This window comes from Pantoea stewartii (assembly GCF_011044475.1).
GTDB lineage: Bacteria > Pseudomonadota > Gammaproteobacteria > Enterobacterales > Enterobacteriaceae > Pantoea > Pantoea stewartii.
In genome coordinates, this window is record NZ_CP049115.1 from 525049 (window position 1) to 539107 (window position 14059).

Annotated in this window: 13 protein-coding genes; 10 read left to right on the forward strand and 3 right to left on the reverse strand. The window is 53.1% G+C overall.

All coding sequences use genetic code 11. From position 1 onward, the window contains the following. Positions 1-270 precede the first annotated feature (270 nt). Together G5574_RS02390 and uspE are read left to right on the forward strand one after the other, a co-directional pair. Complete coding sequence (locus G5574_RS02390; protein WP_006119246.1) at positions 271-1011, forward strand: fumarate/nitrate reduction transcriptional regulator Fnr; 741 nt, start codon at positions 271-273, stop codon at positions 1009-1011. A 118-nt stretch (positions 1012-1129) separates the two neighbouring features. Beyond that, entirely contained in the window at positions 1130-2083 is a 954-nt protein-coding gene (gene uspE, locus G5574_RS02395; RefSeq protein WP_006119247.1) for a universal stress protein UspE, read from the forward strand. Between the two features lie 46 nt (positions 2084-2129). Here uspE and pntB read toward each other — a convergent pair whose 3' ends face one another. Both pntB and pntA read right to left on the reverse strand, forming a co-directional pair. After that, entirely contained in the window at positions 2130-3518 is a 1389-nt protein-coding gene (pntB, locus tag G5574_RS02400; RefSeq protein ID WP_033741760.1) for a Re/Si-specific NAD(P)(+) transhydrogenase subunit beta, read from the reverse strand. Between the two features lie 3 nt (positions 3519-3521). Further along, positions 3522-5054 (reverse strand): Re/Si-specific NAD(P)(+) transhydrogenase subunit alpha, encoded by a 1533-nt coding sequence (gene pntA / locus G5574_RS02405; RefSeq protein WP_164481984.1) that lies wholly within the window; start codon positions 5052-5054, stop codon positions 3522-3524. 533 nt (positions 5055-5587) lie between these two features. Here pntA and ydgH point away from each other — a divergent pair. Next, positions 5588-6541 (forward strand): DUF1471 family protein YdgH, encoded by a 954-nt coding sequence (gene ydgH / locus G5574_RS02410; protein WP_006119253.1) that lies wholly within the window; start codon positions 5588-5590, stop codon positions 6539-6541. Positions 6542-6746: 205 nt separating this feature from the next. Then, a complete protein-coding gene (locus G5574_RS02415) occupies positions 6747-8135 on the forward strand; it encodes a basic amino acid/polyamine antiporter (RefSeq protein WP_033741762.1) in 1389 nt (462 codons plus the stop codon). On the opposite strand, the gene G5574_RS02420 is transcribed toward G5574_RS02415, so the two are convergent. After that, positions 8132-8542, reverse strand: a complete 411-nt coding sequence (locus tag G5574_RS02420; protein WP_006119255.1) for a hypothetical protein — start codon at positions 8540-8542, stop codon at positions 8132-8134. The two genes, G5574_RS02415 and G5574_RS02420, sit on opposite strands and share 4 nt — an antisense overlap. Positions 8543-8716: 174 nt before the next feature. Between G5574_RS02420 and rstA the strand changes: the two genes are divergently transcribed. From rstA to G5574_RS02445, 6 genes are all read left to right on the forward strand, one after another. Then, the gene (rstA, locus tag G5574_RS02425) at positions 8717-9442 is read left to right on the forward strand and encodes a two-component system response regulator RstA (RefSeq protein WP_006119256.1); all 726 of its coding nucleotides are present in this window, start codon (positions 8717-8719) and stop codon (positions 9440-9442) included. Then, complete coding sequence (gene rstB / locus G5574_RS02430; protein WP_006119257.1) at positions 9439-10740, forward strand: two-component system sensor histidine kinase RstB; 1302 nt, start codon at positions 9439-9441, stop codon at positions 10738-10740. The genes rstA and rstB overlap by 4 nt, the downstream gene beginning before the upstream one ends. An 18-nt stretch (positions 10741-10758) precedes the next feature. After that, entirely contained in the window at positions 10759-12246 is a 1488-nt protein-coding gene (locus tag G5574_RS02435) for a carboxypeptidase M32 (protein WP_164481985.1), read from the forward strand. Between the two features lie 167 nt (positions 12247-12413). Beyond that, positions 12414-12899 carry an acid resistance repetitive basic protein Asr gene (asr, locus tag G5574_RS02440; RefSeq protein ID WP_006119259.1) on the forward strand — a complete coding sequence of 162 codons (486 nt, stop codon included), beginning with the start codon at positions 12414-12416 and terminating at the stop codon, positions 12897-12899. Positions 12900-12981: 82 nt separating this feature from the next. Next, on the forward strand, positions 12982-13062 hold the full coding sequence (gene ydgU, locus G5574_RS24070; RefSeq protein WP_013025881.1) for a small membrane protein YdgU: 81 nt from the start codon (positions 12982-12984) through the stop codon (positions 13060-13062). Positions 13063-13177: 115 nt separating this feature from the next. Further along, positions 13178-13987: a trypsin-like serine peptidase gene (locus G5574_RS02445; protein WP_006119261.1), complete on the forward strand. Its 810-nt coding sequence runs from the start codon at positions 13178-13180 to the stop codon at positions 13985-13987. Positions 13988-14059: the final 72 nt, after the last annotated feature.

Consider the following 14059-nt stretch of genomic DNA (forward strand, 5'->3'; position numbering starts at 1 on the left):
TAGTAGCAAAATCGGTAAAGCCTGCGCTAATCCCGTTTTTATCGTCCCTTCTGGCCTTTCAGATTAAGATAAATTCTGTATGAGATCAAAAATCCGTAAAGATTTGTTTACGATCTTAATAAGATGACATCAAAAAACCCTGTCATAACAGCCTTTAGCAGTATTGCGGAAACCACACTTTTTGTATGCCTAAAAACTGCTCGGATGAGTTCCCTTACACCGAGAAAATGGTAAAATTGACCCCAGTCAATTATCGTCGAGCAAACTACTATGTTCCCTGAAAAACGTATTCAGTCAGGCGGTTGTGCGATTCACTGCCAGGATTGCAGCATCAGTCAGCTATGCATCCCTTTCACCCTTAATGAACATGAGCTGGATCAGCTTGATAATATTATTGAGCGAAAAAAACCCATTCAAAAAGGCCATACGCTGTTCAAAGCGGGTGATGAGCTGAAGTCGCTCTACGCAATCCGTTCCGGCACCATTAAAAGCTATACCATCACCGAGCAGGGAGATGAACAAATCACCGGTTTTCACCTGGCCGGCGATCTGGTGGGATTTGACGCCATTATGAACGCCAGTCATCCCAGCTTCGCCCAGGCACTGGAAACGGCGATGGTCTGCGAAATTCCTTTCGATACGCTGGATGACCTGTCCGGCAAAATGCCTGCCCTGCGTCAGCAGATGATGCGCCTGATGAGCGGTGAAATTAAAGGCGACCAGGACATGATTTTGCTGCTGTCCAAGAAAAACGCGGAAGAGCGCCTGGCCGCCTTCGTCTGGAACTTATCCCGCCGCTATGGCCAGCGCGGCTTCTCACAGCGTGAGTTCCGTTTGACGATGACGCGCGGCGATATCGGGAATTATCTGGGGTTAACCGTTGAAACCATTAGCCGACTGCTGGGGCGTTTCCAGAAATCGGGTATGCTGGCCGTAAAAGGCAAATATATCACCATTGAGAACCACGCGATGCTGGAAGCGCTGGCCGGTCAGAGCCACCAGGCGGCGTAATCCTCAGGCCGGGTTAACAAATCTTATTTTGTTGATCCGGCTACATCTTTTCACTTTCTTAGTGCACTTAACATAGGCTATCTTTAAACCAGTCGCGTCGGTCTAAGGAGAGTAGCCTATGTCCCAGTATCAAAACATTCTGGTCGCCATTGATCCTCAGCAGGATGACCAGCCCGCGCTGCGACGTGCGGTCTATCTCAACCAGCTTATCGGCGGCAAAATCAAAGCATTTCTGCCCATCTACGACTTTTCATACGAAATGACCACCCTGCTGTCACCAGATGAACGCACCGCGATGCGTCAGGGTGTGATCAGCCAGCGCTCGGAATGGATTCGTGAACAGGCGCAGGCTTATCTGGATGCTGGTGTGGATATAGACATTAAAGTCATCTGGCACAACCGGCCCTATGAAGCAATCATCCAGGAAGTGCTGGCGCATCAACATGATTTAGTGCTGAAAATGGCGCACCAGCACGACCGGCTGGAAGCCGTTATTTTTACACCGACAGACTGGCACCTGTTACGTAAGTGCCCTTGCCCGGTGTGGATGGTTAAGGATCAACCCTGGCCCGAAGGCGGCAAAGCGCTGGTGGCGGTCAATCTGGCCAGCGAAGAACCGCACCACGATGCGCTTAATCAGAAACTCATTCGCGAAACCGTTAAACTGGCCGAAAGCGTCAATCATACCGAAGTGCATCTGGTGGGCGCCTATCCGATTACGCCAATCAACATTGCTATCGAACTGCCCGACTTTGATCCCAGCGTCTACAACGATGCCATTCGCGGCCAGCATCTGGTAGCCATGAAGGCCCTGCGACAAAAATTCTCCATCAGTGAAGAGTTTACCCACGTTGAAAAAGGCCTGCCGGAAGAAGTGATCCCGGAATTGTCCGCCCACCTTGGCGCGGGCATTGTGGTGTTAGGGACGATTGGACGGACCGGACTGTCGGCAGCTTTCCTGGGGAATACGGCTGAGCAGGTGATCGATCACCTGCGCTGTGACCTGCTGGCGATTAAGCCGGATGATTTTGTCTCACCCATTACGCTTGACGACGAAGACGAGCACGATTAACGCGGCCTTCAGTAAAAAGGGCGACGGTTATCGTCGCCCTTTTCTTTTACAGCGCTTTCAGAATACTTTCTACGCTGGCTTTGGCATCCCCAAATAGCATGTGAGTATTTTCTTTAAAGAACAGCGGATTTTGCACACCGGCATAGCCCGTATTCATTGAGCGTTTGAACACAATAACGTTTTGCGCTTTCCACACTTCCAGCACCGGCATACCGGCAATCGGGCTGCCCGGATCATCCTGCGCCGCAGGATTAACCGTGTCGTTGGCCCCGATAACCAGTACTGTATCGGTATCGCTAAAATCATCGTTGATTTCGTCCATTTCCAGCACCACGTCATAAGGCACTTTCGCCTCTGCCAGCAGAACGTTCATATGGCCAGGCAAACGGCCGGCGACCGGATGAATACCAAAACGCACGTTGATGCCGCGGGCGCGGAGTTTTTCCGTGATTTCCGCTACCGGATACTGTGCCTGTGCAACGGCCATGCCGTAGCCGGGCGTAATGATCACGGAACGGGAAGATCGGAGCATCTCTGCCGTTTCTTCTGCGCTGATTTCACGATGTTCGCCGGTCTCATCACTTGTCGTTGAAGCTGTGCCATCGCTGCCAAATCCACCGGCAATAACGCTGATAAACGAGCGATTCATGGCCTTACACATTATGTAAGAGAGAATTGCCCCCGAGGAACCTACCAGCGCACCGGTCACGATAAGCAGATCGTTACTGAGCATAAACCCTGCCGCTGCGGCCGCCCAACCGGAATAAGAGTTGAGCATCGAAACAACGACCGGCATGTCTGCACCACCGATGGAGGCCACCAGGTGCCAGCCAAACGCCAACGCAATGATAAGCATGATCACCAGCGCAAACACCTGCGCACCGCGACTTTGCGTGTTAACAAACCACAGTAGCAGTAAAAACGAGACGACCAGCGCCAGCAGATTCAGCTTATGACGCTGAGGCAGCATTAAGGGCCGCGACGAGAGTTTGCCACACAACTTGCCAAAGGCGACCAGCGAGCCCGTAAAGGTGACCGCACCGATAAAGATGCCGATAAAGACTTCGCTGAGATGGATGTTTTCAATAACTGCCGGCAAGCCAGGAGCATGATCGATATAGCTGTTAATGCCTACCAGTACGGCGGCCAGGCCGACGAAGCTGTGCAGTATCGCCACCAGCTCGGGCATTTCGGTCATTTCTACCCGTTTCGCCAGCCGAATACCGATGGCACCGCCAATAACCATCGCCAGTAAAATCCAGACAACATGACTGCTGTCGGGACCAAATACAGACGCGATCAGCGCAATCGCCATGCCGCTGATACCAAATATATTGCCCTGTCTTGAGGTCTCATGTTTTGAAAGACCCGCCAGACTCATAATGAACAGAATTGCAGCAACGATATAGGCTGCCGTCACTAATCCGCCAGACATAGCTTACCCCTTACGAAACATTTTCAGCATACGCTGCGTGACGGTGAAGCCACCGAAGATATTGATGCTGGCGATCAATACGGCAATAAAAGAAAGAAAACTCACCCAGCCGCCGTGCCCCATTTGCAATATTGCCCCTACCACAATAATGCCCGAAATCGCATTGGTGACTGACATGAGCGGCGTATGCAGCGCATGACTCACATTCCAGACCACGTAGTAGCCCACCACACAGGCCAGCGCAAAGACGGTGAAATGTGACAGGAATTCACTGGGGGCAACATTCGCGAGGCAGGCGAAGAGTACGACAGCGCCTGCCAGCAGCCCATATTTACGCCGGGGGGAAACGGGTGTCGCCGGGCTTTTCGTTTGCGCCGGTGCAGCGGCAGCCGCGGTCTTCGGCGCGGCGGAGACCTGAACTGGCGGCGCAGGCCAGGTGATCTCGCCGTCTCGAATCACCGTGACACCGCGGATGACGACATCATCAAAGTCAATGACGATCTCGCCATTCTTTTCTTTACAAAGCAATTTCATCAGGTTGACGAGATTGCTGCCGTAGAGCTGAGATGATTGCGTCGGTAACCGGCTGGGCAGATCCGTATACCCGATAATTTTTACGCCGTTGTCCGTTACAGTGACCCGATCGGCGACGGTAAGCGCACAGTTGCCGCCGGTTTGTGCCGCCAGGTCAACAATGACGCTGCCAGGCTTCATGCTGGCCACCATTTCCCTTGTGATCAACGTCGGCGCAGGTTTACCCGGAATCAGCGCCGTGGTGACAATAATATCCACCTCCTGGGCCTGCTGAGCGAACAGCGCCATTTCTGCTTTAATAAAAGCATCCGACATGACTCTGGCGTAACCATCACCACTGCCCGCCTCTTCTTTGAAATCCAGTTCAAGGAACTCTGCGCCCATACTTTGCACTTGTTCCTTCACTTCCGGACGCGTGTCAAAGGCGCGAACAACCGCGCCCAGGCTGCCTGCGGCACCGATTGCCGCCAGACCCGCCACGCCCGCACCAATCACCATCACTTTGGCAGGCGGGACTTTCCCGGCAGCGGTGATCTGACCGGTGAAAAAGCGACCAAATTCGTGTGCCGCCTCCACGATGGCCCGATAACCTGCAATATTGGCCATTGAGCTCAGCGCATCCAGCGACTGCGCACGGGAAATACGGGGCACGGCGTCCATCGCCATAACGGTGACCTTACGCGCAGCCAGTTTATCCAGCAGTTCAGGGTGCTGAGCAGGCCAGATAAAACTGACCAGCGTGCTGCCCTCGCGCATCAGCGCAATGTCGTCTTCACCGGGTGCATTCACTTTCAGCACAATATCGGCTTGCCAGACCTGCTGGCGATCGGTCAGCGTGGCGCCGGCGTTGACATAGCTGTCATCATCAAAACTGGCAGGCTTACCCGCACCCTGTTCAATCGTGACGCTAAAACCCAGCCTGATGAGTTGTTCAACGGTTTTCGGCGTGGCAGCCACGCGCGACTCATTGGCTGACCGCTCTTTGGGTATTCCAATTAACATAGTGTTCCCTTTCATCGATTAAAGGATGATGACCCTTGTGGTACAGACTGCTCTGACGTCATCCGCGTTCAGGCGGTGTGAATAAATGCAAGGGCATAATCGTGTCTAAACCTACTGAAAATGTTACAGGTGATCTACTGCACAGACGCACCAATGTCACATTCGCGGTAATATCCAGTTTTGGCCTCGTTATGCCGCATAACGTCACTGTCTGATCGAATCACTGGCAGATAAATAACTAACTAAGCGCCCTTCGATACGAATATCCCTTTCGGAAAAACCTAAATTTAACAACGTATTAACGGTTTTTATAAAGTTACGAACGTTTAATTCATCTGCCTGTCTTAAGCGTAAGGTAAAATACCGATTCGTGATGCCGTGATAAAAAAAACCGGATCACAACGAGAGAGAAATCGCAAAAATTGGCTGCGACAGCGTGTTTATAACATGTAATAATCAGCAGCTATTCTGTTATACATCAAGAGTCCAGCACGTTTTCGTACTCATTTTGCGTAAGGCGAAGGATCATTTTTATGAAGCTGAAGAACACTATTCTGGCATCTACATTGTTATCTCTGCTGGCGGGAAATGCGTTTGCCGCTAAAGAGCTGACGCCAGAACAAGCGGCCGCGTTGAAGCCATTCGAACGTATTAATATCACCGGTCGTTTTAATGCAATTGGCGATGCGGCGGATGCCGTCTCCAAACGTGCTGATGAACTGAATGCAGATTCGTATTACATTCAAGGTATTAACGACAGCAACGGTAACAGTGGTAACTGGCGCGTAACCGCGGATCTGTATAAGGCGAATGCGCCTAAAGCGAGTCAGGAAACCGACTACCGGATGTTTAATGGCCTGAAAGAGCTGCCGAAAGCGGAAGCCTATCGCCTTGAACCCTTTGATACCGTGACGGTGACCGGCTTTTTCCCCAGCCAGCCCGATGTGAACGAGGCAATTTCTAAAGCCGCGAAAGAAAAAGGCGCTGCGTCCTTCTTTATTGTGCGTCAGGTTGATGCCAATACCGGTGGCAACCAGTTCATTACCGCTTACATCTATAAGGCGGATGCAAAACAGCGCGCCGTGCAGAGCCCGGATAGCATTCCGGCGGATTCTCAGGCAGGTAAAGCCGCGCTGGCCGCGGGCGGTGCTGAGGCGAAAAAAGTCGAGATTCCGGGCGTAGCATCCTCTGAAACCCCAAGCAATGCCGTGGGCCGCTTCTTTGAGACGCAGAGTTCAACCGGTAAACGCTATTCTGTGACGCTGCCAGACGGTCGGGAAATCCAGGAGCTGAACGCAGTCACCGCGGCACAGATGCAGCCGTTTGATACGGTCACCTTCAGCGGCCATTTCGGCACACCAACCGAAGTTTCGCAGGAAGCCGCCAAACGTGCGGCTGGCAAAGGTGCGAAGTTCTACCACATCACACGCCAGTGGCAGAACCAGAGCGGGGGTAACCTGACCGTGACTGCCGATCTGTTCAAATAAGCAATTAAGGGCGGCGCAAGCCGCCCAACTGTTTGCATAATCCCTGCGCAATTTTGCATAGTCACGCATTGCCATCCTTCACCGCACTCCGTAAAATCCTCCGCCTGTTTTTCAGCGTATTACACGCGATTTACGCAACACAACACCGATATAATAGGGTGTTTATGCTGGTCACCCAGCCACTTATGCTCGCAGGAAGAATGTTTTGGAGAAAAAATTAGGCCTCAGTGCCCTGACCGCGCTGGTACTCAGCTCCATGCTGGGTGCGGGTGTTTTCAGCTTGCCACAAAATATGGCGGCGGTCGCAGGTCCGGCCGCGTTGCTGACTGGCTGGCTGATCACCGGCGCAGGGATTATTTTCCTGTCGCTGGCGATGCTGCTGCTGACGCGACTCAAACCCGATCTGGATGGCGGTATCTTTACCTACGCCCGCGCTGGATTCGGTGAATTGACGGGATTTTGTTCCGCCTGGGGTTACTGGCTGTGTGCGGTTATCGCCAACGTGTCCTATCTGGTTATTGTTTTCTCTGCCCTGAGTTTCTTCACCGATACGCCAGACAGGGTTATTTTTGGTAACGGGAATACCTGGCAGGCGATGCTGGGCGCATCCGTAGTGCTGTGGCTGGTTCACTGGCTGGTATTGCGGGGCGTTCAGACCGCCGCCAGCATTAACCTGCTGGCGACACTGGGCAAACTGGTGCCGCTGCTGCTGTTTGTGGTGCTGGCCGTCATGGCCTTCAATTATGACCGCTTCCATTTTGATTTTTCCGGGCTGAGCCTCGGCGTTCCGTTATGGCAACAGGTCAAACAGACCATGTTAATCACGCTGTGGGTGTTTATCGGCGTGGAAGGTGCTGTAGTGGTCTCGTCGCGTGCTCGCCATAAAAAAGATGTCGGACGGGCGACGCTGCTGGCCGTGCTGGCCGCCCTGCTGGTTTATCTGCTGGTCACCCTGCTGTCGTTAGGGATCGTGCCGCGCGCGGCGCTGGCTGAAATGCGTAACCCTTCAATGGCGGGCCTGATGACGCAACTGACGGGAAGCTGGGGTAACGCAATCATTGTCGTGGGCTTGATTATTTCTGTCTGCGGTGCCTATCTGAGCTGGACCATTATGGCGGCAGAAGTGCCGTTTATTGCCGCGCAGCAAGGTGCCTTCCCCCGCAGTATTGCCCGCCAGAACGTCCGTAATGCGCCAGCCGCCTCACTGTGGCTGACAAACGGTAGTGTGCAGGTTTGCCTGATCCTGATCGCCCTGACCGGTGCGGATTACAACATGCTGTTGACCATTGCCTCAGAAATGATTCTGGTGCCCTATTTGCTGGTGGGATTGTATTTGATCAAGGTGGTCAAAGGGCAACATAAACCCTGGGCGCTCGTGACAGGCATCGGTGCCAGCGTGTACGGCATCTGGTTGCTGTATGCCTCCGGTCCACTGCATCTGTTTATGTCTGTCGTGCTCTATGCGCCGGGCATTTTGCTGTTTATGTTCGCACGTCGGGGCGGACATGCGGTGGCACTGCGGCCCGTTGAGCGGGTTGCCATGGTCTGCATCATGGTGGCAACCCTGCCTGCGATGTGGGCCCTACTGACTTAGTGAGACTGACCGAGAACCACGCACAGCAGGTCATCCTGCTGTGTCAGCGTCACGGGCTTACGGTACTCTTCATGAATCGCCTCCAGCTGTTTCTCTGACAGCGGATACGGAAGCTGGATATCCACGCGGGCAATGTGCTGCTGCTCGGCTAACGTAATCAGGCGGGCGATGTTGATTTCGTCGCTGACCTGGGTTGATATGATTTGCAAGGCTAATTCTTTCAGGTGATCTTCACTTGCCTGTAAACTGTGCGCAGATTTGCGTGTCACCATGCCGAATATGGGCAGTACGCCATAGATGGCATCCACAAAGCTCCAACGTTTTTTGCAGGATGCCGACAGGAAATCACTGTAGTTAAAGCGGATGCGATCACGGTATACCGCTGATGCCAGCTCTTTATCAAACACTTTGGCTCCTCAAGGTGATCACAATGAATCCGGAACTCATATTAAACGCAGGGTTAATGATTGCATATTTTGCGGATTATATACCAGTTACTCAAGGATATTTCGTGTGATTGGATAGAGCTCTGCGCCAGGAAAAGTTATGCTTTATCCCTCCTTTTTACGTTAGTGTGAATTATGCATAAAATCGTTTACGTAGAAGATGAACCGGAGGTCGGTTCGCTCATTGCCGCCTACCTGGGACGTCATGATATTGAGGTGATTGTTGAGACGCGCGGCGATCGGGCTGAAGCCACCATTGCCGAACAGCAACCCGACCTGGTCATGCTCGACATCATGCTGCCCGGCAAAGATGGCATGTCAATCTGCCGTGACTTACGGGCAAACTGGCAGGGGCCGATCGTGCTGCTGACCTCCCTTGACAGTGATATGAACCATATCCTCGCGCTGGAGATGGGCGCGCAGGACTATATTCTGAAAACGGCCCCCCCAGCCGTTTTGCTGGCGCGATTGCGTCTGCACCTGCGTCAGTCACAACAGGTGCAAAGTGAAGAAGCCCCTGCGCCGACGAAAAATACACGCATGTTGCGCTTTGGCTCACTGACCATCGATGCCCTGAATCGCCAGGTCGTGCTGTTTGAAGAAAATATCGCCCTGTCCACGGCGGATTTTGATCTGCTTTGGGTGCTGGCCAGCCATGCTGGACAAATTCTTAACCGTGATGCCTTGCTGAAAACCTTACGCGGCGTCAGTTACGATGGCATGGATCGCAGTATTGATGTCGCCATCTCGCGTTTGCGTAAAAAACTGCACGACAGCGCAACAGAGCCATTCCGTATCAAAACCATCCGCAACAAAGGCTATTTGTTTGCGCCGCAGGCCTGGGACACGCGTTCGGTATGAAAAAACTTTTTATTCAGTTCTACCTGCTGCTGTTTGTCTGTTTTCTGGTGATGTCGCTGATGGTCGGGCTGGTCTATAAATTTACCGCCGAACGCGCAGGCCGCCAGTCCATGAACGACTTGATGGCCAGCTCGCTCTACCTGATTCGCAGTGAACTGCGTGAAATCCCGCCGCGCGACTGGAATAAGACGATCAAAAGTCTGGATCTCGGTTTGTCATTTGAGCTGCATATTGAGCCCATGAGCCGGTTCGAACTGGATGAAAATGAGTTACGCCGTCTGCGTGCGGGCGAAATCGTTGCGCTGGACGACAAATACACCTTCCTGCAACACATTCCGCGTAGTCATTATGTCCTGACCGTCGGACCTATACCTTACCTTTTTTATCTGCATCAAATGCGCCTGCTGGATATGGCACTGGTCGTATTTATTGGCATGTCGCTTGGGCTGCCGGTATTTATCTGGCTGCGTCCGCACTGGAAAGAGATGCTGCGACTCGAACATGCCGCTCAGCGTTTTGGTCAGGGGCAACTGGACGTGCGTACTCATTTCGACAGCACCTCCAGCCTGTTTCGCGTTGGCGTGGCGTTTAACCAAATGGCTGAGAATATCAATACGCTCGTCGCCAGCAAGAAACAGCTTATTGATGGTATCGCTCACGAGTTGCGTACACCGCTTGTGCGGCTGCGCTATCGTCTGGAGATGAGCGATAACCTGAGCGAAGCCGAATCCGCGGCGCTGAATCGTGATGTGAGTCAGCTGGAAAGCCTGATTGAAGAGCTGCTGACCTATGCCCGTCTGGATCGTCCACGCGTCGACCTTAATTTGCAGTCGCTGGATCTGGCCAGCTGGTTGCGTGAACGCATGGAAGACTTCCAGGCCATCAACCCGGATACGCAGATTGAGCTGGATTTACCCCAGCGGGAAAATTACGGCGTTTCAGACACCCGGCTTATGGAGCGCGTGCTGGACAACCTTGTCAATAATGCGCTGCGCTATGCAAACCAGCGCCTGAGGGTCAGCTTATGGTTTGACGGCGCAGTCGGTAATTTGCAGGTCGACGATGACGGTCCGGGGATCCCCCATGAAGAACGTGAACGTGTATTTGAACCCTTTGTCCGGCTCGATCCGAGTCGCGACCGCGCAACGGGCGGCTGTGGACTTGGCCTGGCCATCGTTCACTCCATCGCCCATGCGCTCAGCGGCCGGGTTTCCGTTGAAACCAGCCCGCTTGGTGGTGCCAGCCTGCGTTTTAGCTGGCCGCTCGATCTCCCCTTTCGGGAACTTCCACGACGTTAACGCATTCAGGAGCTTTGTGTGACTTCAGCCTATCAACACCTTTGTAAGACCTTCCAGCGCCTGTCGCGTTTCAGTCATCTCAGCGCCATCGCCGGATGGGACATGCAAACCATGATGCCCACCGGCGGCAGCGCCGCACGAGGCGAAGCGCTGGCGGAAATGAGTGTGCTGCAACATCAGATTCTGACGGATAAACGCATTGGCGACTGGCTGGATCAGGCAGAACAGCAATCGCTGAATGATGTTGAACGCGCCAATCTGGGCGAAATGCGCCGCGCTTATGTTCAGGCAACATTACTGCCTGCTGAACTGGTCGAAGCCAAATCCATTGCGGGATCGCGCTGTGAGCATGCCTGGCGCACACAGCGTCCGGCAAACGACTGGCAGGGTTTTGCGACCAATTTGAAAGAGGTCGTACGCTTAAGCCGTCAGGAAGCTGAACTGCGTGCGCAAGCGAACGGCTGCTCCCGCTATGACGCGCTGCTTGACGTGTTTGAACCGGGCATGACCAGCGCCACGCTGGATCATACCTTCGGGCAGTTAAAAACCTGGCTTCCACACTTGTTGCAGCAGGTCGTCGAAAAACAGGCTCAGCAGCCGGTGATCACGCCACAGGGACCGTTCCCGATAGCCTCACAGCGCGAACTGGGTTTACGCGTGATGGCCGAGCTGGGGTTTGATTTTAACCATGGCCGCCTGGACATTAGCGCGCACCCTTTCTGCGGCGGCGTGCCCGAGGATGTGCGTATTACTACCCGCTACAATCAGGATGAGTTTCTGAGCGCCATGATGGGCGTCATTCATGAGACTGGCCACGCGCGCTACGAACAGAATTTGCCTGAGCAATGGCGCGGTCAGCCGGTTGCGCTGGCGCGATCCACGGCCATCCATGAGTCACAAAGTCTGTTTATGGAAATGCAACTGGGACGCAGCGCACCTTTCCTGCAGCGTATCCTGCCGCAAATCATCAGTCAGCTCGGTGACCAGCCCGCCCTTCAGGCAGATAACTTTGTCCGGCTGACGCAGCAGGTTAAACCGGGCCTGATTCGGGTGGACGCGGACGAACTGAGCTATCCGGCGCACGTCATTCTGCGCTACGAGATCGAACGCGCGCTGATTGAAGGCGAGATTGAGGTTGAAGACATTCCGGCGCTGTGGGATGAAAAGATGCAACAATCCCTGGGTCTGGATACGCGCGGCAACTACCGCGATGGCTGCATGCAGGATATTCACTGGACCGATGGCGCCTTCGGCTATTTCCCGACATACACACTCGGGGCGATGTACGCTGCGCAGCTGTTCCAGGCGTTACAAAACGCAATTCCGCAATCCGCCGAGCTGATACAGCATGGCGACCTGCAGCCGGTATTTGACTGGCTGCAGCAGAATATCTGGCAACATGGCAGCCGTTTCACCACCGAACAGTTGATTGTCAATGCTACTGGCGAAGCGCTCAACCCAGACTATTTCCGCAAACATCTTGAGCAACGTTACCTGAACAGTTAAGGTAGCAGGCGGCCTGAGGGCCGCCTTTTCCTCCCGTACATCCCCTTTGTACAATCGGTTACACAGCGATACCAATCACCCACGGACGCGCCAGTTTTATTTTCATATAGTCTTCTCACCGGCCCCGCAGTGGGCTACACATGAAAAAATAGTCCGAGGATTTTGCAATGAAAAAATTATTTGCACTGGTAATCGCCGCTGCTATGGGTCTGTCTTCAGTTGCTTTCGCTGCTGAGACAACTGCCGCTCCTGCAACTGCTGCTCCAGCGGCTGCGACCACCACCGCTGCACCTGCTAAAGCTGAGCACAAAGCTGCTGTCCATAAGAAGCATCATAAAGCTGCACAGAAAGCGCAGGCTGCTAAGAAACACCACAAAAAAGCTGCCCAGAAAGCGCAGGCCGCTAAGAAGAAAGTAGCGAAGAAAGACACTGCACAGAAAGCGCAGGCTGCTAAGAAACACACCAAAAAACCAGCTCAGAAAGCCCAGGCTGCTAAAAAACACCACAAAAAAGCTGCCCAGAAAGCTCAGGCTGCTAAAAAGCACCACAAAAAAGCAGCCCAGAAAGCTCAGGCCGCTAAAAAACACACCAAAAAGCCAGCTCAGAAAGCCCAGGCAGCTAAAAAGCACCACAAAAAAGCCGCTAAAAAATAAGGTCGCCCTTTAGGGTCCGAGTAAGCGTTAATAATTAAAAACACCCGGTTCTGCCGGGTGTTTCTTTACTGGAGTGGCTAATATGGTCCGTCGCTATCGCTTCGAAATTATTCTGATTGTGATGATCTTATGTGGCGTTATCGCGGCCAGTTTTTTTATTTAGTCGCTGTAGCGTACTGATTCACTGAAAAAACTCCCTTTTTCACGCCTCACTGACTATAGTTATGTCACTTTAGTAATAACAAAAACGTTTTCTTTTTCTCGCTATTGAGAGTTCTATGCGCCTGGCTACCCTGTTAATCGTTGGACTTTTCAGTTTCACCGCGTTTGTTCATGCTGATGATAATGATGATTCACCGACACCCGCCGAAATTAAAATGTTGTTTTTTGGCAAAGATCATCGCCAGGCCATTACCGATGTCAGCGCGGCCCCCTGGGATGCGATAGGACAACTGGAAACCGAGAGCGGTAATCTGTGCACAGCCACGTTAATTTCTCCCCATCTTGCCCTGACGGCGGGCCACTGTTTACTGACACCTCCAGGTAAATTTGATAAACCCGTAGCGCTACGTTTTATGTCTACCAAAAAAGGCTGGCGCTACGAAATTCATGACATCGATGCGCGCGTTGAACCGTCGCTGGTGCATAAGCTGAAAGCGGATGGCGAAGGCTGGATCGTCCCCAGCAATGCAGCGCCGTTCGATTACGGTTTGATTATTTTGCGCAATCCCCCTTCTGCCATTACGCCGATTCCGCTGTTTGAAGGTTCGCGTAGTGACTTAACCGAAGCGCTGAAAGCGGCGGGCCGCAAGGTGACCCAGGCAGGTTATCCCGCCGATCATCTCGACAGCCTGTATTCACACAGCGACTGCCTGATTACCGGCTGGGCGCAACGGGCGGTTTTATCGCATCAGTGCGATACCTTGCCTGGCGACAGCGGTTCTCCGCTCCTGCTGAAAGGCGATAAGGGCTGGCAACTGATAGCGGTGCAGAGTTCTGCCCCGGCGGCGAAAGACCGTTATCTGGCTGACAACCGCGCGATTGCCGTGACGTCATTTAAAGACCGGCTGGAAGCGCTGGCGCAGTAGCTCTCACCGTTACACAAAAAAGCCCGCATTTAAGAATGCGGGCTTTTTTATTCTTACAAGACCCTGTTTGCC